Source organism: Comamonas flocculans (genome assembly GCF_007954405.1).
Lineage (GTDB): Bacteria > Pseudomonadota > Gammaproteobacteria > Burkholderiales > Burkholderiaceae_C > Comamonas_C > Comamonas_C flocculans.
The window spans coordinates 1,242,324-1,260,486 of record NZ_CP042344.1; the positions used below are offsets into that span (position 1 = coordinate 1,242,324).

An 18,163-nucleotide genomic window follows, 5' to 3' on the forward strand; every position below is an offset into this window, starting at 1 on the left:
ATTTGTATTGAATTTTCCACGGAAAGACCAGCGCAATGACCGAGTTCTACGACGCCCTGGAAACCCGCTCGCCCGAAGCGCGCGAGGCTGCGCACATGGCCGCCCTGCCGGCGCAGGTGGCCCACGCCCAGCAGCATGCGCCGGCGTTTGCACAGATCCTCGCGGGCGTGGATGCGCGCGCCATCACCAGCCGCGCGGCGCTGGCGCAGCTGCCCGTCACGCGCAAGAGCGAACTGCACGCGCGCCAGCAGGCCGCGCGCGCCGCCGGCGGCGATGCCTTCGGCGGTTTTGCCACCGTGGGCTGGGGCGCCGAGCTGTCCCACGTCTTCGCCAGCCCCGGCCCGATCTACGAGCCCGAAGGCCGCCAGCGCGACTACTGGCGCATGGCGCGCGCCCTGCATGCGGCCGGCTTTCGCGCCGGCGAGCTGATCCACAACTGCTTTTCCTACCATTTCGTGCCCGCCGGCTCGATGATGGAGACCGCCGCGCACGCGCTCGGCTGCAGCGTCTTTCCCGGCGGCACCGGCCAGACCGAGCAGCAGGTGCAGGCCATGGCCGACCTCAGGCCGGCGGGCTACGCCGGCACGCCGAGCTTTCTCAAGATCATCCTGGAAAAGGCCGCCGAGCTGGGCGTGCAGCTGCCCAGCCTGCGCAAGGCGCTGGTGTCGGCCGAGGCCTTTCCGCCCTCGCTGCGCGACTGGCTGGCCGAACGCGGCGTGCACGGCCTGCAGTGCTATGGCACGGCAGACCTGGGCCTGATCGCCTATGAAACCAGCGCGCGCGAAGGCCTGGTGCTCGACGAGGGCGTGATCGTCGAGATCGTGCGCCCCGGCACCGGCGACCCGGTGCCCGAGGGCGAGGTGGGCGAGCTCGTCGTCACCACGCTCAACCCGGTGCATCCGCTGATCCGCTTTGCCACCGGCGACCTCTCCGCCGTGCTGAGCGGCGCCTGCCCCACGGGACGCACCAACACCCGCATCAGGGGCTGGATGGGCCGCGCCGACCAGACCACCAAGGTGCGCGGCATGTTCGTGCACCCCGAACAGGTGGCCGACGTGGCCCGGCGCTTTCCGCAGGTGCTCAAGGCGCGCCTGGTGGTCAGCGGCCAGACCGGCAACGATCTGATGACCCTGCAGGTGGAGACGCGCGAGACCGCTGCCGGCCTGGCCGAGCAGCTCGCCGCCTGCCTGCGCGAAGTCACCAAGCTGCGCGGCGAGGTGCAGATGCTCGCCCCCGGGAGCCTGGCCAACGACGGCAAGGTGATCGAGGACGCGCGCGACTACCGGTAGCTTGCCTCCGCCCGCACGCGGCGATGCCGCTACGGGCTACACGTTGAAACATCCCGCGGGCGCACCCTCCCCGACAATCGGCGTCGGTGCCCTGCCGAAGGTTACCGGCGCTTGCACGGATAAGCCCGTGTTTGCCCTTGCTTTACCCGCCTTCAGACGGCGCCATCGTTTGGACAATCAAGGCAAGGAGACTCACGACCATGGACCTGCAATACGAGCTCAAGGCGGGCAGCTACTACCTCTACGACATGCGCGAGGCGCCGAGCAAGGTCACCGGCGAGCGCCGTTTCAAGCTCAAGACGGAGACCGTGGCGATCGCCTTCGACGCCCACACCGGCGAGGTGCACCGCCACGGCAACCCGGTGCGCATCCAGTCCTGGGCCGCGCACCAGCGCCGGCGCCTGCGCGCCGCCGGGGCGCTGCTGCAGGCCAACGACATCGTCGTCGTCTCTGGTCCGCTGCCGGTCGACGAGCTCAACAAGTGCCTGGGCATACGCGGCTACTGCCGCCGGCTGCTCAAGCGCCTGCCCACCCTGCCGCACGGCAAGCTGCAGCGCAAGCCCGCGCCCTACCGCAGCGCCGCCTGAGTCGATCCACTCTTACGCTATTCTTGCGGCCTCTGCGGTCCCGACCGCGTCCGATCGAGAAGAAGAGACATGGGATTGTTAGGCCGTTTTTCGATACGCACCCGGCTGTACTTCGGTACGGTGTTTTCGCTGGCGCTGCTGGTGCTGGTCGGCGCGCTGGGCTATGGGGCGCTGGACCGCACGCGCAGCACGCTGCAGGGCCTGTTCGCCAACCAGGTACAGACGCTCACCCAGGTGGCGGACCTGCGCACCGCGCTCGGTGACCTGCGCCGCGCCGAGCAGGACATCGTCATCAATGCCAGCAACGTGCTGGAGGTCGGCGGCTTGCGCGAGCACTGGCACAAGACCCTGGCCGCAATGCAGGCCGAACTGGCCAAGGTGCGCGCCCAGCAGGCGGACAACGCCGAATTCACCACGCTGGTCGACCGCACGCTCGGCGAACTCAAGGCCTACGCCGAAAGCATAGACCCGGTGTTCCAGCGCGTGCAGGACGCGCAGATCGACGGCGCCGCGGCCGCAGCCTACGCGGGCGAATTCAAGCAACACACCGACACCAGCGACCAGCTGCTGTCGGAACTGGCGCAGCAGGCGCGCGCCCACATGGACGAGGCGCGCCAGGACATCGACGCGCGCAGCTCGCTGATGTCCGCCATCATCGCCGCGCTGCTGCTGCTGGCGCTGCTGGTGCTGGTGCCGCTCACGCTGGCGAGCGTGCGCTCGATCACCGTCTCGCTCGCCCGTGCGCGCGAGCTGGCCCAGCACATCGCCGCGGGCGACCTCACGCGCGACGTGAACGTGCTGCACGGCGACGAGGTCGGCCAGCTGGTACAGGCCATGGGCCGCATGCAAGGCGAGCTGCGCGCCCTGGTGCGCCGGGTGCAGGAAGCGACGGGCAACATAGATACCGCAAGCGGCGAGATCGCCATGGGCAATCAGGACCTGAGCCAGCGCACCGAACAGACCGCCGCGCGCCTGCAGGAAGCGGCTTCGCTCATGGACACGCTGGCCACGGCGCTGCAAAACAGCGCAGCATCCTCGCAGCATGCCAGCAGCTCCGCGGCCTCGGCCGCCCAGGTGGCCGAGCGCGGCGGCGAGGTCGTGGCGCGGGTGGTGGACACCATGAACGAGATCTCGCAGAGCTCGCACAAGATCGGCGACATCACCGGGGTGATCGACGGCATTGCCTTTCAGACCAACATCCTTGCGCTCAACGCCGCGGTGGAGGCAGCGCGCGCGGGCGAACAGGGCCGCGGCTTTGCGGTGGTGGCCAGCGAGGTGCGCAGCCTGGCGCAGCGCAGCGCCGAGGCGGCGCGCGAGATCAAGGATTTGATCGGCAGCTCCAGCGCCAAGGTGGAAGACGGCGCGCGCCTCGTGGCCCAGGCGGGCGAAACCATGACCGAGCTGGTGCAGAGCGTGCGCCGTGTCTCGGGCACGATCGCGGAGATCACCGCCTCGGCCAACGAGCAGCGCGACAGCATCGGCCAGGTGCACGAGTCGGTGCGCGAGCTCGACCAGATGACGCAGCAGAACGCCGCGCTGGTGGAAGAGTCCGCGGCCGCCTCGCAGTCGCTGCGCGAGCAGGCCAGCCAGCTCACGCTGGCGGTGCGCCAGTTCAAGCTGCAGCCGCAGGCGGTGGCTGGCGAGGCTCTGGCGGCGCCGGTCGCCACGGCGCGGCTGGCCGCACCGGGCTGAAGCCTTCCTACAGCGGCGCGCGCTCCGAGGCCGGCGCCTCTTCCCCTTCGGGCTCGGTGTGCTTGACCACCGTCACCGGCACGGTGGCGTCGCGCACCAGCGCCTGTGACACCGACCCGAGCAGCGTACCGCGCAAGCCCCCGAGGCCCCGCGCCCCGACGATGATCAGAGCGCAGCCGGCGGTCTCGGCCATGTCGGCCAGCGCCGCGGCGGGCGAACCCAGCGCAATCTCGGTCTGCAGCGGCACTCCGGCCGCAGCCACCAGGGCCACGGCCGAAGCCATCAGGTCCTGCCCCGCCTGGACACTGGCCTGCGCGATCGCGTCGGCGTCGTGCGTCGCCAGCTCCAGCAGCGACGCCTCTTCCTGCACGTGGCCCAGCACCAGCGTGGCCCGCAGCGCGCCGTCCTGCACCAGCCTGAGTGCAAAACGCACGGCATCCAGCGCCCGCTCGGAGCCGTCGACCGCCACCAGTATCCTCAGCATGACTGCCTCCTGTTGATCTCGTTGCTCCCCAGTGTAGGCCAGCGCGGGCGCGCGCCCGCTCTGGGACAATCTCGCCCCTATGCTGCATTTCGAACTGCTTGCCACCGACCCGCACAGCCACGCCCGGCGCGCCCGCCTGACACTGAACCACGGCGTGGTCGAAACCCCGATCTTCATGCCCGTGGGCACCTACGGCACCGTCAAGGGCGTGATGCCCAGGAGTCTTGCCGAGATGGGCGCGCAGATCATTCTGGGCAATACCTTTCACCTGTGGATGCGCCCGGGGCTGGACGTGGTCAAGGGCTTTGGCGGCCTGCACGCCTTCGAGCAGTGGCACAAACCCATCCTGACCGATTCGGGCGGCTTTCAGGTCTGGAGCCTGGGGGCGATGCGCAAGATCACCGAAGAAGGCGTGCACTTCGCCTCGCCGGTCAACGGCGACAAGCTGTTTCTTTCGCCCGAGGTCAGCATGCAGATCCAGACGGCGCTGAACTCCGACATCGTGATGCAGCTCGATGAATGCACGCCCTACGAGACCGCGGGCGTGCCCACCAGCGAGGACGAGGCGCGCAAGAGCATGCAGATGAGCCTGCGCTGGGCACGGCGCTCGCAGGAGGAGTTTGCGCGCCTGGCCAATCCCAACGCGCTGTTCGGCATCGTGCAGGGCGGCATGTACGAGCACCTGCGCGAGGAGTCGCTCGGCGCGCTCGCGGCGATGGACTTTCCCGGCTACGCCATCGGCGGCGTCTCGGTGGGCGAGCCCAAGGAGGAGATGCTGCGCATCATGGCGCACACCCCGCATCGCCTGCCCGCGCACAAGCCGCGCTACCTCATGGGCGTGGGTACGCCCGAAGACCTGGTGCAGGGCGTGGCCAGCGGCGTGGACATGTTCGACTGCGTCATGCCCACGCGCAATGCGCGCAACGGCACGCTGTTCACGCGCTACGGCGACCTCAAGATCCGCAACGCCCGCCACCGCGAGGACCACCAGCCGCTGGACCCGAGCTGCACCTGCCACACCTGCGCCGGCAGCGCCGGCGTGAGCTGGAACGACGGCGGCCGGGGCGGTTTCTCGCGTGCCTATTTGCACCACCTGGACCGCTGTGGCGAAATGCTCGGGCCCATGCTCGCGAGCATCCACAACCTGCACTACTACCTGAACCTGATGCAGGAGGTGCGCGACGCCCTGCAGGCCGGCAGCTTTGCGGCCTTGCGCGCGCAGTTTCAGGCCGATCGCGCGCGCGGCGTCTGAGGGCGCGCGCGGCGCCGCACCGATACCAGCCCGGGCAGGCAAGCGGGGCCCGGACTGGCGCCGTTTGCAAAATGTCGCAAAATCGCTTTCCTGGCGGTTCGCGATGTCCTCCCAGCGCTTTCTTTCCTTGTCGGTCTCTGCCGCCACGCGCGATCAGCTGGTGCTGACGGCGGTCGTGTTCGTCGCATGCGTGCTGGGCATCCTGAGCCGGCCCGCAGGCTACATCGCGGTGATCTGGCCGGCCAACGCCCTGCTGCTGGGCCTGCTGCTGCGCAACCGTGCGCTTGCGCTGCAACCGCTTAGCTGGCTGCTGGCGTTCAGCGCCTATCTCGTGGCCGACCTGGTCACCGGCTCAGACTTCGGGGTCGCGCTCAGCATGAATCTGGCCAATCTGCTGGGCGTGGCCGCGGGCTGGCTCTACTTTCGCCGGCAAAGCGCCTCCATGCTGGAGTTCAAGCGCCAGCATTCGGTGCTGCACCTGCTGGCCGGCAGCGCCGTGGCGGCGCTCGCCAGCGCGCTGCCCGGGGCGCTGGCGAGCGGGCACTTCTTCGGCGCCCCGCTCTGGCCGACGCTGCAGCGCTGGTTTGCCGGCGAGCTCTTCGACATGCTGCTGATCCTGCCGGTGCTCCTGAGGGCGCCGCAAGGCTGGATGTGGCAGTGGCGCTGGACGCTGCTGCTCAAGGGCGCGCGAGCGGCGCCGCGTGCGCCGCTGGCGGCCTTGCTGGTGTCCATCGCCCTGGTGCATCTGCTGCAGGGTCCGGGCGCCGTGGGCTATCTGGTGCCGGCGCTGGTGTGGTGCGCAATGGGCTACGGCGTATGGGGCACGGCGCTGCTCACGCTGCTGGCCTGCACCAGCGCCACCGCCCTGCTGCTGGCGGGCGGGGTCGTGGGTTTTTCGCAGACGCTCATCCATGGCGCCACTTCGTTCCAGGTGGGCGTGGGCCTGATTTCGCTGGCACCGCTCACCGTCTCGGTGGCGCACGAGCTGCGCGCGCGGGCCCTGCGCAAGTTGCGCTTTGCGCTCAACCACGACGAGCTGACCAACGCGCTGTCGCGACGCACCCTGATGGAGCGCGGCCGGCGTCTGGTGCAGCGCATGGCGCGCGAAGGCGGCGCGGTGGCCATCCTGATGGCCGACCTGGACCATTTCAAGCGCATCAACGACAGCTATGGACACGCCCAGGGCGACCTGGTGCTGCGCCACTTCACCGCGCTGGCGCTGCGCAATCTGCGTGCGCAGGACTTGTTCGGGCGCATCGGCGGCGAGGAATTTGCGCTGGTGCTGCCTGAGGCCAGCGCCGAGCAGGCGCTGGCCGTGGCCGAGCGCATCCGCAACCAGATGCGCGAACACCCCTTCGGCCAACGCGACGGCATACCGCTGTACGTGACGGTGAGCATGGGGCTGCGCGCCGCCTGGCCCGTGCGCCCGGACGACACGCTCGAGCGCCTGCTGTCCGAGGCCGACGCCGCGCTGTACCACGCCAAGAAGAGCGGGCGCGACCAGGTGCATTGCCATTCGCCGCTGCCTGCTGCCGCGGTTGGCACAGCCTGACGGCGGCAGGGTCACGGCACCCTGCGCGACAATGGCGCACATGCACAGCACCGATGTCAGCGCGCCCCCGTGGGAGCGCCTTGCCCTGGACCTGGGCGACGCCCTCATTTTCATTGACACCGAAGGCACGATACGTGTATGGAACGCGATGGCCGCCGCACTCTTTGGCTTCAGCGCCGAAGAAGCCGTGGGCCAGAGCGTGGACCTGATCATCCCGGCGCACCTGCGCGAGGCGCACTGGCGCGGCTTTCGCCACGCCGTCACCGCCGGCCACACCCGCAGTCGTGAGGTGCGCACCACGCGCGGCGTGCACAAGCAGGGGCGCAAGCTCTATGTGGACATGAGTTTTGCCATCGTCTGCGACGAGCAGGGCAAGGCGCTGGGCTCGGTCGCCGTCGCGCGCGACGCCACCGAGCGCTACCTGGCGCAGCTGGCCGCGCGCCAGCGGCCGGCGGGTTGAACCGCCTCACCTGGTCAGGCCTGGGGCCAACCCAAGCCAATCCCCCGTCCAAGGCCGCCTGCGCCAGGCAGCGGTCGTCGTTCAGGTGATCTGCAACTCGATCGCGCCGAACGGGCCGGCCTCCGTCCCGGGCTGGCGCGCCTGCACGCGCAGCACGTCGCCCGCGCGCAGCCAGGGGGTGCGCGCCTGCCCCTCGCCGGCCACCTCGGCCGCACGCTTGTCGGCCAGGCTGCCATGGCCCTTGCCGGCATCCGCGTCCCGCACCGGCAGCGCGCCCACCAGGGCGCCGCAGGCCAGCGGGCGCGCCTGCGCCAGCGCGGCCAGCCATTCGCCCAGGCCGTGGGGCATCTGCGCGGCCATGTCGCACAGCCCGAAGCTGCGCCCATTGAGCTGCACCTGCAGGCCCAGGGCAAGCCGCCCCGCGTGCCAGCCGTGCGCGAGCTCATCGGGCGTCAGCACCACCGGCGCAAAGGCGCTCGCCAGCAGGTTGCGCCCGCCCGGGGCCAGCAGGCCCAGCGCCAGCGTCAGCAGGCGCACGCTCTCGCTCGCCTGCTCGGCCGTGCAAGCGCGCTCCAACTCGCCGGTGAGCGCGGCCCAGCCGGCGAGAAAGCCCAGCTCCTGCAGATCACCCATCGGCCAACTCGCGCGCGGCGGCAGCAGGGGTGCGCCCGCCTCCTGCGTCCATGCGGCCGCTGCCGGCTCCGCCGCGGCGTAGGCGTCGCAGCGCGCCCAGCCAAAGGCACGGGGCAGGGGCGCGAGGCACAGCGACGGATCGAAGGCAAACGCATGGCGCGCGCGGCCGGCATTCAGTTGAGCGCAGAGCTCCTGGAGCTGCGGCGCGAGAAAATTCCAGTCGTCGAGCACCTGCTGCAGGCAGTCGGCGATGCCGCTCGCATAATGGGCCTGAGCGAGGTCGCGCGAGACCACGACCAATTGCCCGTCGCGTGAGCCATCGCGCAGCGTTGCCAGCTTCATCGTTTTCCTCCCCGGAGACAGCCCGGGCGGTCCCCGGCGCCGTCCGCCTGCATCCATGAACGAATCCCGCATCCTAGCGCCCCCCCGAGCACGCCACGGCATCTGGCTGCTGGGCGCGCTGGTGCTGGCGCTGCACCTGCTCGCGCTGGGCTGGTTGTCGCTGCCTGAGGCAGGCCGCACCCGGCTGCCCGAGCGCAGGCTGCACACGCGCGTACTCGCCGCCCCGCCAGCGCCGGCCAGGGCCGCCGCGCCTGCGCAGGCGGCGCCCGAGCCGCCACGCGCCAAGGCCGCGCCCCCGGCACGTCCGGCGCCGGCACGCAAGCGCGCCCCGAGCAAGCCGCAGGCCATCGCCCGTGCGCCCGCGCCCGCGCCCGCCGCAGCAGCAGCCGACACCGACCTGCATGACGAGGCCGGCGACGACGCGGCCTACGAGGCCTGGCTTGCCGAGCTGGCCGCGGCGCGCGGCAGCACGCTGGCCAGCGCGGACGCGGCTGCGCCCACGCACACCGATGGGGCCGGCAAGCCGCACCCAGAAGCGGACCGGCCGGCGCGCCCCGCGGACACGCCCCAGGCCACCGATCCCGCGGCAGCCGCTGAAACCGCCGCCGCAGCCGCCTCCGGGCCCGCTCAGACACCCGCGCCCACGCCCACGCTCAGCTTTGCGCCCCCGACGCGGCTGCGCTTTGATGTCTCGGGCCACGTCAAGGGCTTTGACTATCGCGCCCGCGGCGAGCTGCTCTGGCTCACCGACGGCCAGCACTACAGCCTGCGCCAGCAGATCAGCGCCCTGTTCCTGGGCTCGCGTGCGCAGCAAAGCGAAGGCCTGGTGGGCGCGGGCGGCCTGCAACCGCAACATTTCGTCGATGAAGCGCGCAAGGACCGCAGCGCGGAGCTGGACTTTGCCGCCGGCGTTGCGCACTTCAGCGACGGCGCGAGTCCCCAGGCGCCGATCTCTGCGGGAGCGCAGGACAGGATGAGCGTGTTCCTGCAGCTCGGGGCAATGATCGCCGCCGCCCCCGCCGACTACCCGCCGGGCAGCGAGCTGGCCTTCGAGACCGTGGGCGCGCGCCGCGTGGACCGCTGGGTGTTCCGCGTGATCGGCCCGCAGCTGCTGTCGCTGCCGGCGGGCGAGACGCCGGCGCTCAAGCTGCAGCGCCTGCCCCAGCCCGGCGACGACCAGGTCGACGAGCTGTGGCTGGGCAGCGCGCTGCACTACCTGCCGGTGCGCATCCGCCTGGCCCAGGGCGGCGGCGACCATGTCGATCTGCAGCTTCTGGGCCACGAAACCCCCTGATCGGGCCGGCGCTGCCCATCCGTGGAATACTGTCGCGGTATTGAAGCGCGGCGGACCGCCGCCATCTGCCGTGCAGCGACAGGAGGAACTGCCATGCACATGCTCTACGACTCGGAATCCTTTGTGGTGGTGCACATGCTGCCGTTGCCCGACGCCGGCACCGGCGAGACCGCAGCGCTGCCCGAACGCCAGCTGCTGCGCCATGGTTTCGAGATCGTGGACAAGCGCTCGGGCAAGGAGGTCTATCTCGACGGCGCCTGGGCCGAGCTGTTCCAGCAGCAGATCATGGCCTGGCAGCGCAGCACGCCGACGCAGGACGAGGTGGAAAGCGCGCTGGACGCTTATGCCGGACTGGCCCAGAACCCGGTGGTGCTGCACTGAGACCGCGCCCGCCAGCCGGGCGCTGGCGGAACGCTCTGATTTTTTGAGTGTTTCAGGGCTCTAGCGCCCGTCAACAGTACGTCAGCAGCTATCCCTTGGATAGCATCACCCGGGGTTGCCGTCGATGCGCACGCGGCCCCACCAGCCCAGCAGCCTGAGCCCCCAGACGGCCATGATCGCGAGCCAGAGCACGGCCGCCAGCGCCAGCAGCGCGGCACCGGCCGCCATCGGCAGCGCCGCGACCACGCGCACTACCACCGTGAGCTGCAGCAGCAGAAACAGGCTCCAGACCAGCGCGCCGGCCACCAGCGGGCGTCCGCTGTGCCCGGCCGCCACGCGCGAGACCATGGCCAGGATGAGCGAGCCCAGGCAACCCATGGTGAAGGCGTGCAAGGCCGCGAGCTGCCACATCGGTGCGCCTGCGCTGGCGCTCCACCAATCGGCTGTGCCGGCGATCAGATTGGACAGCCCGAGCCAGAGAAAGCCGATGTGCAGCATGCCCAGCAGCGGAATCTTCAGCGCCGGGACCAGGCCCCAGCGCACCGCCAGCCAGATCAGCACCAGGCCGATGGCCCACTCAAAGGCGCCGCGCAGCCACAGGCCGGCGCTTGCCAGCCCCTCGGGCCAGGGCAGCATGCCCAGCCAGACGAACACCGCCTGCGCGCCCACCGCCACGGCCAGCAGCGCCATCACCCAAGTCGGGCGCCAAGCCTCGACGCCAGGAATCTTGCCGTGGGTGAAGAAGGGAATCATGCGGTGCGCCACCGTCATGAAGACCACGCCGATGAAGCCCCAGATGCCCGTCAGCGCCCAGGCGCGTGCCAGGTCGTCGCGGCCAGCAAGCATGCTCAGCCCCAGGGCCGCGACGCTGATGCAGCCCACGAAGAAGGCCGCGCGCGCCATCTTGCCGTGCAGCTGGTTGGGCGCGCGGCTGGCACGCACCAGGCCGGCGTAGAGCAGCGACATCCACACCAGGCCCACCCAGGCCAGCGCCAAGCCCGCCAGCGCGAGCGGGCGGCTCCACAGGCCGCCGAGCAGCCAGAGCAGCCAGCCCAGGCACTGCATGAACAACGGCCACTGGATCTGCGCCACCGACAGCGGCGCAACGTCGAGCCACTTCGGCCCCGCGGTGAACAGGAAGCCGGCGAAGAACAGCGGCATGAAGCCAAAGCCCATGGCCGCCGCGTGCGTGAGGAATTCCGGCATCGCGCCCGGCAGGCCGAGCACGCCGCTTGCGCGCTCCAGCTGCACCAGCGCCCACCACAGGCTGGCCGCCAGCAGCATCACCACGGCGAGCGAGAAACCCAGCCGGTGCGGCGCAAGCAAGGTGTAGCGCAGGCGCCAGTGCGGATCCAGATCAAGGCCGGAGCCGGCCTGGTGGATGGCATCACCCATGGCGAGCCTCCCGCGGCGGCGCCGCCCGATAGCAGGTATTCATGTCAGATCCATGGCAAGAGGAATGCCCGACCATAGCGCAGCGCGAGCGCCCCCACGTCGATCAGGGGCGCCGCTCAGCCGCAGCTGCCCAGCGCGCCGCACTGGGTGCAGTAGTCGCAGCCGTCCTTGCGTATCACCGCGTGCGCGCCGCATTCCCAGCACTTCTTGCCGGCCATCGCGGGCGGCAGGCCGCGCGGGGCTTCGGGTTCTTCCAGAGGCAGCTCCTGCTGCAGGGGCGCGTCGGCGCGGCGTGCGAGGATGTTCTGGATGGCGTAGGCCAGCGCCGCCACCTCCGAGTCGTGCCACAGCGGCACCAGCGTGCCGTCGGCCTTGGCGTAGTGGCCCAGGCGCACCGGGCCGCGGTCCCAGGCGACCTTGCGCATGTCCGACAGCGCCCGCTCCAGAAAGCCCCCACGCGCGGCCAGCGACAGCAGGCGCATGCTGGAGGTGATCCATTGCTGCGACTCGTTGCTCTGGCCCACGGGCATGAAGAACTCGATGGCGCGATCCACCAGCCCGCCATGCCCGTCCTTGACCGGCAGGAAGGAGACGATGAGGTAAAGCGTCTTGTGCCCTTCCTGCGTCCAGTACTCCACCTTCTCGGCCACCGCCGGCAGGCCGCCCTTGGGGCGGCTCTCGATCATGGCGCGCATCGGATCGACGGGCGCCTGCGGCTCGGGCGCCGCGGCCGGCGCCGGCGCCTGGGCCTTTTTCGGCACCGGAACTTCCAGCACCGCGCCGAGGATGCTGTTGGGCCGGTAGGTGGCCAGGCCCTTGAGGCGCGAATGCCAGGCCTGCAGGTACAAGCCCTTGAAATCGTCGTAGGGGTAGTCGGCCGGAATGTTGACGGTCTTGGAGATCGCGGTGTCGATGTAGGGCTGCACCGCCTCCATCATGGCCACGTGGTCCGAAGCCGACATCTGCAGCGCGTTGACGAAGTAGTCGGGCAGCTGCTGCACATCGCCGCCCAGCGTACGGTACAGGCGCCAGGCGTAGTCCTCGACGACGTACTCGCTCATGCTGCCGTCACCCTCGCGCTTCTTGCGCGTATAGGTCCAGGAGAACGGCGGCTCTATGCCATTGGAGGCGTTGTCGGCAAAGGCCAGGCTCACCGTGCCCGTGGGCGCGATCGACAGCAGGTGGCTGTTGCGGATGCCGTGCTCGCGGATCTGCGCCTGGATGTCCTCGGGCAGGCGGCTGGCAAAGCTGCCGGCGCGCAGGTAACCGTCGGCGTCGAACTTGGGGAAGGCGCCCTTTTCGCGCGCCAGCGCTATCGAGGCGCGGTAGGCGCTGTCGCGCAGGCATTGGGCGATGCGCACCGCCATGTCACGCCCCTCCTGGCGGTCGTAGCGCAGCCCGAGCATCGCCAGGGTGTTGCCCATGCCGGTAAAGCCCACGCCGATGCGCCGCTTGGCCGCGGCCTCGGCCCGCTGCTGTTCCAGCGGCCAGTAGGTCACGTCCAGCACGTTGTCCAGCGCCCGCACCTGCGTGGCCACGACCTCCGCAAAACGCGCGAAGTCGAACGCCGCCTCGCCCGAAAAACCGAAGGGATGACGCACGAAGCGCGTGAGGATGATGGGCCCGAGGTCGCAGCAGCCGTAGGACGGCAGGGGCTGCTCGCCACACGGATTGGTGGCGTTGATGCGCTCGGTGTAGCCCAAGTTGTTGTCCGTGTTGATGTGGTCCAGAAACAGGATGCCCGGCTCGGCAAAGTCGTAGGCCGACTGCATGATGGTGTCCCAGAGCTCCCGCGCGCGCACCGTTTTGTAGATCCACAGCCCGTCGGCGCGCTGGCGCCCGCCCTGGCGCAGTACCTCGGCGCCGGGCCTGGCCTTGTGCACGAGATCCCAGTTGCCGTCCTGCTCCACCGCCTGCATGAAGGCATCGGGCACGCCGACCGAGACGTTGAAGTTGTTCCAGCGCCCCGGCGTGCGCTTGGCGGTGATGAAGTCGAGCACGTCCGGGTGGTCGATGCGCAGCACGCCCATCTGCGCACCGCGGCGCGCGCCGGCGCTCTCCACCGTCGAGCAGGACTGGTCGAACACGTTGATGTAGCTGCACGGGCCCGAGGCCATGGAGTGCGTGCCCTTGACCTCGGCGCCGCGCGGGCGGATGCGCGAAAAGTCGTAGCCCACGCCGCCGCCGCGGCGCATGGTCTCGGCCGCCTCGCGCAGCGCCTCGTAGATGCCCGGGAAGCCCTCGTCATCGACGCCCTGGATGCAGTCGCCCACCGGCTGCACGAAGCAGTTGATCAGCGTCGCCTGGATCTCGGTGCCGGCGGCGCTCATGATGCGGCCCGCGCCGATCGCGCCCGCCTGCAGGTTCTCGTGAAAGCGCGCCTCCCAGTGGGCGCGCTGCTCGGGCGCCTCGACCGAGGCCAGCGCCCGCGCCACGCGCGCATAAAGCTCGTGCACCGTCTGCTCGCCATTCTTGAAATATTTTTCCTGCAGGACATCCAGGCTGATGGGCTGCACGTCCAGGCTGGGGGCGAGGTCGGTGGTTTCACGTTGCATGGCGAAGGGGCTCCACAAAAAGGCAGACCGGGTGCGTCAAACTGCCGTCAAGACGCGCGCCAGCCGCCGGGCGCGATACCCCGCGGGCGGGCGCGGCGCACCCGGACAGGCGTCCTGCACACCCGGCAAGACAGAAACTGGTAGGGCCGCGCTGCACCGAGCCGCGCGACAAGGGGTGATTTTGACACCGGGCGGGTCAGCCGTTGTTGCCAATTCCTTCCTGGCCCCGGGTCGGCAGCCGGCGCCCGTGCGCGCCTGCAGGCCAGGAAAAGCACGCCCTACCAGACCACTTCGCGGCCATGGGCGGCGCTGGTCTGCAGCATCTCGATGAAAGGCGCCACGCGCTGGCGCAGCCAGACGCGCTCGCTGGGCTCCTGCGCTTCCTGCGCCGGATCGGCGCCAGCCTCGGCAGCAGCGGGAGGGGCCACCTGGCCGCTTTCTTCCTCCTGCACGGCCTTTTGCAGCGCCGCAATGGCCGCGGGAATCTGCTCGGCGGTGATGATGCCCTGGGGCGCATCGGGCGATTTGCCGATGATCTCCAGCACCCGCCGGCCCACGGGCTCGAGCATGATGAGGTCGGAGGTGGCGCGCGACTTGAATTTGTACAGCATGGCGGTGACCCGGAAAAAGCCCCAGCTTAGCCGCTGCACCGGCAGACGCCAAATCCGGCCCTCGCGCACGAGGGCGCAGCCTGCCTTGCCATAATAGAGGGTTCTTTTTCCAATCAACGCAAGAGCACTTCACCATGGGCAAGAAAATCGTCACCGAAGCCGACCGCAAGCGCACGCCGCCTCCCACCCCGATGCCCGGCATGCCGCTGGTGCGCAATGGCGGCGGGCAGCGCCGCAGCCTGGAGCGCGGCGTCCACACCCACTACAAGAAAAACCCCGGCAAGCGCACCCACGCGGGGGGCTGAAGAGGGCTGGCCGCTCAGGGGCGCACGAAGGCCGCGCGCGCAGCGGCCACCCGGGCATGCACCGCGCAGCCCGGCGCGTGGTCGTTGACCAGCCCCATGGCCTGCATGAAGGCATACAGCGTGGTGGGACCGACGAAGCTGAAGCCGCGCCTTTTCAGATCGCGCGAAAGCGCGTGCGAGGCGGGCGAAGTCGTCATGGCGCGCAGTGCCGCGACGCTGATGCGCGCCGGCCGGCCTTCTTCGGCCAGCGGCGCATAGGACCAGACATAGTGCGCGAAGCTGCCGAATTCGCGCTGCAGCACCAGCAGCTGGCGCGCGTTGTTGATCGCCGACTCGATCTTGCCGCGGTGGCGCACGATGGCCGGGTTGGCCAGCAGCTGGCGCACCTCGGCCGCGCCGAAACGCGCCAGCGCCGGCGCCTCGAAATCGGCCATGGCAGCGCGAAACGCCGCGCGCTTGTTCAGAATGGTGAGCCAGCTCAAGCCCGCCTGAAAACCTTCGAGGCAGAGTTTTTCAAACAACCGCCGCTCGTCGGCCACGGGGTAGCCCCATTCCTCGTCGTGGTAGTGCCGATAGGCCGGCGTGGCCGCGCACCAGGCGCAGCGGTGCAGGCCATCGGGTCCTTGCGCCAGGCCGGTCTCGTCTTGCGTTTGCCCCATGGCGCGATTGTGCGCGATCGGAGGGCCGAGCCATGAACCGGCGCTGGCAGCGACTGGCGCTTGCCGTGCTGGCGGGCGCCATGCTCGCGGGCTGCAGCAGCGCCGGCTACTACTGGCAGTCGCTGCGCGGGCATTGGGCCCTGCTGCACGCGGCGCGCCCGGTCAGCGACTGGGTGGCCGAAGCGCAGACGCCCCCGCCGCTGCGCGAGCGCCTGGCGCTTGCGCTGCGGGTACGCCGCTTTGCCAGCAGCGCGCTGGCGCTGCCCGACAATGCCAGCTATACGCGCTATGCACAGCTCAAGCGCAGTGCCGCGGTGTGGAACGTGGTCGCCGCGCCGCCCTATTCACTGAGTCTGTACACCTGGTGCTTCCCCATCACCGGCTGCGTCGGCTACCGCGGCTATTTCGATGAAGCGGATGCGCGCGCCGAGGCCGCGCGGCTGGCGGCCAGTGGCCTGGAGACCAGCGTCTATGGCGTGCCAGCCTACTCCACCCTGGGCTACAGCAACTGGCTGGGCGGCGACCCGCTGCTGTCCACCTGGGCGAACTGGCCTGAGGGCGATTTCGTGCGCCTGATGCTGCATGAGCTCGCGCACCAGAAGGTCTATGCCGCGGGCGACACCGCGTTCAACGAATCCTATGCCACCGCGGTCGGGCGTCTGGGCACGCGGCTCTGGCTCTCCGAGCATGCCGACGACGCGGCGCGCGCGGCCCATGCAGCGGCCGGCCAGCGCCGCGCCCAATGGCGCGAGCTGACCCGAAAGACGCGCGAACGCCTGGCCCACATTTACAAGCAAAATTCGGCCCCAGCGCAAGCCAGCCCATCGCTACAAGCTATGAAAAAAGAAGTATTTGCCGACTTCACCGCCAACTACGCACGCCTGCGCGCGCAGTGGCAAGCCCAAGGCAGCAGCGATGCCCAGCTGGCCGCGCTGGATCGCTGGGTGCGCGAAGCCAACAACGCCAGCTTCGCCGCGCAAGGCGCCTACGACGACCTCGTGCCCGCATTCATCGCGCTGTTCCAGGAGCAGGGGCGCGACTGGCGGCGCTTTCACGCCGCCGTCGCCGAGCTGGCCGAGCTGACGCGAGCCGAGCGCCACGCACGCCTGCAGGCGCTGCTGCCGCTCAGTCGCGCAGCGACGCAATGAGGTCGACGTACTGCTGCTTGGCCGCATCGGCGGCGGTGCCCTTGAGCTTGGCCCAGGCATCCCACTTGGCACGCGCCACCAGGTCGGTCAGGCTGGGCTTTTTCTCGGCGTTGTCGCCCACGGTGGCCTGTTTGTAGAGGGCGTAGATCTTCAGCAGCGTGGCGTTGTCGGGGCGCTCGCTGAGCATCTTGGAATTGGCCACGGCGGCCTCGAACAGGGAGTTGAGATCAGACATGCGCGCTCCTGAAGGGCTGTGAAAGGGATGCCGCATCTTACGGTCCGCGGCGCGTGGTCGTGGCCCTGCCATCGGCGCGAAAAACCGCCGCGCGCTGCTTCATGATCCGGCTTCGCGCTGCACCTCAGCCTGGAAATCGGCCTGGGCCAGCGCTTCCCAGCCCGGGTAATGCCGGCGAAAGTCGGCCAGCAACTCCGCCAGCGGCAGGTCGTCGAAGCTGCCGCGCTGGTGCACGTATTCCATGTGGCGCTGGCCGCTGCGGTCGAACGCGTGGTAGAGCGAATCGTGCACGCCGTCGAACTCCAGCGGCAGCAGGCCGAAGCGCTCGCACAGCCCGAGGTTGAATGCCGGCGTGGCCTTGCGCCAGGCGCCGTCCAGCCACAGCTCGGTGTAGCCGTGCCAGTAGAAGACGTCGGTCTGCATGGTGCGGCGCATGCGCTCGGTGCTCAGGTGGTTGCGCACGTCGGCAAAACCCAGGCGGGCGGCGATACCCGCGGCGCGCGCCGCCGCCGCCAGCAGCACCGCCTTGGGCACGCACCAGCCATAGCCCCGGGCCAGCACCGTGCTGGCGCGCATGCCCTGCAGGCTGAGGTCGATGCGGTAGGGGTCGTAGCGGAAGTCGTCGCGCACCGCCAGGTACAGCGCCACGGCGCGCTCGCGCGCACCATTGCCGCGCGCATGCTCGCGTGCGAAGGCCGCGACGGCCGGATGGTCGCTGTCGATCACGGCGGTGGGCCGCAGGTGCTCGGGGCGGGGGGCGTCGTGCTGCATGCGCGCACCTTAGCGCAAGCATGCCGGTGGCGGCGTTTTCCCGCACAATGGCGGCCCAAGGGGCGGCGGCACGCCAGCGCGCTTGCCCCGGCACCAGCAGGCGACGGGAGACAGATTGACGGCCACGGGGTATTTCAGCGCAGGCAGGCGGCGATGGTTCGCCGCCCTTTGCGCCTGCCTGTGGCTGCTGTACGCGGTGGCGGTGGCCTTCGCGCCGCTGCCGGCGCTGGCGCAGTCGGGGCTGCCGCCCTGGGCCGGCGACGTCTGCTCACAAAGCCACGGCGCGCCGCAGTCCCCTGCACCCGACCCGTCCACCTGTCCGCATGCCCTGTGTTGCCTGCCCGGCTGCAGCGCGCACCACGGCCCGCCCCTGCCGTCGACCGCGCTGGTGCTGCCCGGCGTGCAGACCGCCCAGCCCCTGCGGCGGGCGCAGGCCGATCCGGCGTGCCTGCCCGGAACCCGCTTCCTGCTCCTTGCCGCCCCGCGCGGGCCGCCCCCCACCTCGACCTGAGCCGGAT

19 protein-coding genes are annotated in these 18,163 nt (G+C 70.2%); 11 read left to right on the forward strand and 8 right to left on the reverse strand.

Annotated elements, in window-relative coordinates; all coding sequences use genetic code 11:
* The first annotated feature begins 35 nt into the window (after positions 1 to 35).
* The 3 genes from FOZ74_RS06075 (at position 36) to FOZ74_RS06085 (ending at position 3,568) form a co-directional block, all read left to right on the forward strand.
* A complete protein-coding gene (locus FOZ74_RS06075; protein WP_146912226.1) occupies positions 36 to 1,289 on the forward strand; it encodes a phenylacetate--CoA ligase family protein in 1,254 nt (417 codons plus the stop codon).
* A 200-nt stretch (positions 1,290 to 1,489) separates the two neighbouring features.
* Entirely contained in the window at positions 1,490 to 1,876 is a 387-nt protein-coding gene (locus FOZ74_RS06080) for a hypothetical protein (protein ID WP_146912227.1), read from the forward strand.
* 69 nt (positions 1,877 to 1,945) lie between these two features.
* Complete coding sequence (locus FOZ74_RS06085) at positions 1,946 to 3,568, forward strand: methyl-accepting chemotaxis protein (protein WP_146912228.1); 1,623 nt, start codon at positions 1,946 to 1,948, stop codon at positions 3,566 to 3,568.
* A gap of 7 nt (positions 3,569 to 3,575) precedes the next feature.
* Here FOZ74_RS06085 and FOZ74_RS06090 read toward each other — a convergent pair whose 3' ends face one another.
* Positions 3,576 to 4,052, reverse strand: coding sequence for a universal stress protein (locus FOZ74_RS06090; protein WP_146912229.1), 477 nt, complete (start codon positions 4,050 to 4,052; stop codon positions 3,576 to 3,578).
* A 79-nt stretch (positions 4,053 to 4,131) separates the two neighbouring features.
* Between FOZ74_RS06090 and tgt the strand changes: the two genes are divergently transcribed.
* From tgt to FOZ74_RS06105, 3 genes are all read left to right on the forward strand, one after another.
* Positions 4,132 to 5,304: a tRNA guanosine(34) transglycosylase Tgt gene (tgt, locus tag FOZ74_RS06095; RefSeq protein WP_146912230.1), complete on the forward strand. Its 1,173-nt coding sequence runs from the start codon at positions 4,132 to 4,134 to the stop codon at positions 5,302 to 5,304.
* Positions 5,305 to 5,407: 103 nt separating this feature from the next.
* Positions 5,408 to 6,856, forward strand: coding sequence for a GGDEF domain-containing protein (locus tag FOZ74_RS06100; protein ID WP_146912231.1), 1,449 nt, complete (start codon positions 5,408 to 5,410; stop codon positions 6,854 to 6,856).
* A gap of 40 nt (positions 6,857 to 6,896) precedes the next feature.
* A complete protein-coding gene (locus FOZ74_RS06105; protein ID WP_146912232.1) occupies positions 6,897 to 7,316 on the forward strand; it encodes a PAS domain-containing protein in 420 nt (139 codons plus the stop codon).
* An 81-nt stretch (positions 7,317 to 7,397) separates the two neighbouring features.
* On the opposite strand, the gene FOZ74_RS06110 is transcribed toward FOZ74_RS06105, so the two are convergent.
* Positions 7,398 to 8,291 carry a fumarylacetoacetate hydrolase family protein gene (locus FOZ74_RS06110; protein WP_146912233.1) on the reverse strand — a complete coding sequence of 298 codons (894 nt, stop codon included), beginning with the start codon at positions 8,289 to 8,291 and terminating at the stop codon, positions 7,398 to 7,400.
* A 55-nt stretch (positions 8,292 to 8,346) separates the two neighbouring features.
* On the opposite strand from FOZ74_RS06110, the gene FOZ74_RS06115 reads away from it, so the two are divergent.
* Together FOZ74_RS06115 and FOZ74_RS06120 are read left to right on the forward strand one after the other, a co-directional pair.
* Positions 8,347 to 9,585, forward strand: a complete 1,239-nt coding sequence (locus tag FOZ74_RS06115; RefSeq protein ID WP_146912234.1) for a DUF3108 domain-containing protein — start codon at positions 8,347 to 8,349, stop codon at positions 9,583 to 9,585.
* 93 nt (positions 9,586 to 9,678) lie between these two features.
* On the forward strand, positions 9,679 to 9,966 hold the full coding sequence (locus tag FOZ74_RS06120; protein ID WP_146912235.1) for a BTH_I0359 family protein: 288 nt from the start codon (positions 9,679 to 9,681) through the stop codon (positions 9,964 to 9,966).
* A 105-nt stretch (positions 9,967 to 10,071) separates the two neighbouring features.
* Here the strand turns inward: FOZ74_RS06120 and FOZ74_RS06125 are convergent, their stop codons facing one another.
* The 3 genes from FOZ74_RS06125 to FOZ74_RS06135 form a co-directional block, all read right to left on the reverse strand.
* Complete coding sequence (locus FOZ74_RS06125; RefSeq protein ID WP_255437808.1) at positions 10,072 to 11,361, reverse strand: NnrS family protein; 1,290 nt, start codon at positions 11,359 to 11,361, stop codon at positions 10,072 to 10,074.
* A 116-nt stretch (positions 11,362 to 11,477) separates the two neighbouring features.
* Positions 11,478 to 13,916, reverse strand: coding sequence for an adenosylcobalamin-dependent ribonucleoside-diphosphate reductase (locus FOZ74_RS06130; protein ID WP_146912236.1), 2,439 nt, complete (start codon positions 13,914 to 13,916; stop codon positions 11,478 to 11,480).
* 278 nt (positions 13,917 to 14,194) lie between these two features.
* Positions 14,195 to 14,527 (reverse strand): DUF1840 domain-containing protein, encoded by a 333-nt coding sequence (locus FOZ74_RS06135; RefSeq protein ID WP_146912237.1) that lies wholly within the window; start codon positions 14,525 to 14,527, stop codon positions 14,195 to 14,197.
* 134 nt (positions 14,528 to 14,661) lie between these two features.
* On the opposite strand from FOZ74_RS06135, the gene FOZ74_RS16040 reads away from it, so the two are divergent.
* Positions 14,662 to 14,832: a hypothetical protein gene (locus FOZ74_RS16040; protein WP_186764665.1), complete on the forward strand. Its 171-nt coding sequence runs from the start codon at positions 14,662 to 14,664 to the stop codon at positions 14,830 to 14,832.
* 14 nt (positions 14,833 to 14,846) lie between these two features.
* Here FOZ74_RS16040 and FOZ74_RS06140 read toward each other — a convergent pair whose 3' ends face one another.
* Positions 14,847 to 15,491, reverse strand: coding sequence for a DNA-3-methyladenine glycosylase I (locus FOZ74_RS06140; RefSeq protein ID WP_146912238.1), 645 nt, complete (start codon positions 15,489 to 15,491; stop codon positions 14,847 to 14,849).
* A 32-nt stretch (positions 15,492 to 15,523) separates the two neighbouring features.
* On the opposite strand from FOZ74_RS06140, the gene FOZ74_RS06145 reads away from it, so the two are divergent.
* Complete coding sequence (locus FOZ74_RS06145) at positions 15,524 to 16,639, forward strand: aminopeptidase (protein WP_146912239.1); 1,116 nt, start codon at positions 15,524 to 15,526, stop codon at positions 16,637 to 16,639.
* On the opposite strand, the gene FOZ74_RS06150 is transcribed toward FOZ74_RS06145, so the two are convergent.
* Positions 16,617 to 16,874 (reverse strand): acyl-CoA-binding protein, encoded by a 258-nt coding sequence (locus FOZ74_RS06150; RefSeq protein WP_146912240.1) that lies wholly within the window; start codon positions 16,872 to 16,874, stop codon positions 16,617 to 16,619. The genes FOZ74_RS06145 and FOZ74_RS06150 overlap by 23 nt on opposite strands.
* Before the next feature lie 99 nt (positions 16,875 to 16,973).
* Positions 16,974 to 17,645 (reverse strand): transglutaminase domain-containing protein, encoded by a 672-nt coding sequence (locus tag FOZ74_RS06155; RefSeq protein WP_146912241.1) that lies wholly within the window; start codon positions 17,643 to 17,645, stop codon positions 16,974 to 16,976.
* A 115-nt stretch (positions 17,646 to 17,760) separates the two neighbouring features.
* Between FOZ74_RS06155 and FOZ74_RS06160 the strand changes: the two genes are divergently transcribed.
* Positions 17,761 to 18,156, forward strand: a complete 396-nt coding sequence (locus tag FOZ74_RS06160) for a hypothetical protein (RefSeq protein ID WP_146912242.1) — start codon at positions 17,761 to 17,763, stop codon at positions 18,154 to 18,156.
* Positions 18,157 to 18,163 lie beyond the last annotated feature (7 nt).

Coding starts and splice junctions, on each gene's coding strand:
- FOZ74_RS06115 (WP_146912234.1), top strand. CDS start 8,347: ATGAACGAATCCCGCATCCTAGCGCCCCCCCGAGCACGCCACGGCATC.
- tgt (WP_146912230.1), top strand. CDS start 4,132: ATGCTGCATTTCGAACTGCTTGCCACCGACCCGCACAGCCACGCCCGG.
- FOZ74_RS06145 (WP_146912239.1), top strand. CDS start 15,524: ATGAACCGGCGCTGGCAGCGACTGGCGCTTGCCGTGCTGGCGGGCGCC.
- FOZ74_RS06075 (WP_146912226.1), top strand. CDS start 36: ATGACCGAGTTCTACGACGCCCTGGAAACCCGCTCGCCCGAAGCGCGC.
- FOZ74_RS06140 (WP_146912238.1), bottom strand. CDS start 15,491: ATGGGGCAAACGCAAGACGAGACCGGCCTGGCGCAAGGACCCGATGGC.
- FOZ74_RS06120 (WP_146912235.1), top strand. CDS start 9,679: ATGCACATGCTCTACGACTCGGAATCCTTTGTGGTGGTGCACATGCTG.
- FOZ74_RS06125 (WP_255437808.1), bottom strand. CDS start 11,361: ATGGGTGATGCCATCCACCAGGCCGGCTCCGGCCTTGATCTGGATCCG.
- FOZ74_RS06130 (WP_146912236.1), bottom strand. CDS start 13,916: ATGCAACGTGAAACCACCGACCTCGCCCCCAGCCTGGACGTGCAGCCC.
- FOZ74_RS16040 (WP_186764665.1), top strand. CDS start 14,662: ATGGGCAAGAAAATCGTCACCGAAGCCGACCGCAAGCGCACGCCGCCT.
- FOZ74_RS06135 (WP_146912237.1), bottom strand. CDS start 14,527: ATGCTGTACAAATTCAAGTCGCGCGCCACCTCCGACCTCATCATGCTC.
- FOZ74_RS06085 (WP_146912228.1), top strand. CDS start 1,946: ATGGGATTGTTAGGCCGTTTTTCGATACGCACCCGGCTGTACTTCGGT.
- FOZ74_RS06100 (WP_146912231.1), top strand. CDS start 5,408: ATGTCCTCCCAGCGCTTTCTTTCCTTGTCGGTCTCTGCCGCCACGCGC.
- FOZ74_RS06155 (WP_146912241.1), bottom strand. CDS start 17,645: ATGCAGCACGACGCCCCCCGCCCCGAGCACCTGCGGCCCACCGCCGTG.
- FOZ74_RS06080 (WP_146912227.1), top strand. CDS start 1,490: ATGGACCTGCAATACGAGCTCAAGGCGGGCAGCTACTACCTCTACGAC.
- FOZ74_RS06105 (WP_146912232.1), top strand. CDS start 6,897: ATGCACAGCACCGATGTCAGCGCGCCCCCGTGGGAGCGCCTTGCCCTG.
- FOZ74_RS06150 (WP_146912240.1), bottom strand. CDS start 16,874: ATGTCTGATCTCAACTCCCTGTTCGAGGCCGCCGTGGCCAATTCCAAG.
- FOZ74_RS06110 (WP_146912233.1), bottom strand. CDS start 8,291: ATGAAGCTGGCAACGCTGCGCGATGGCTCACGCGACGGGCAATTGGTC.
- FOZ74_RS06090 (WP_146912229.1), bottom strand. CDS start 4,052: ATGCTGAGGATACTGGTGGCGGTCGACGGCTCCGAGCGGGCGCTGGAT.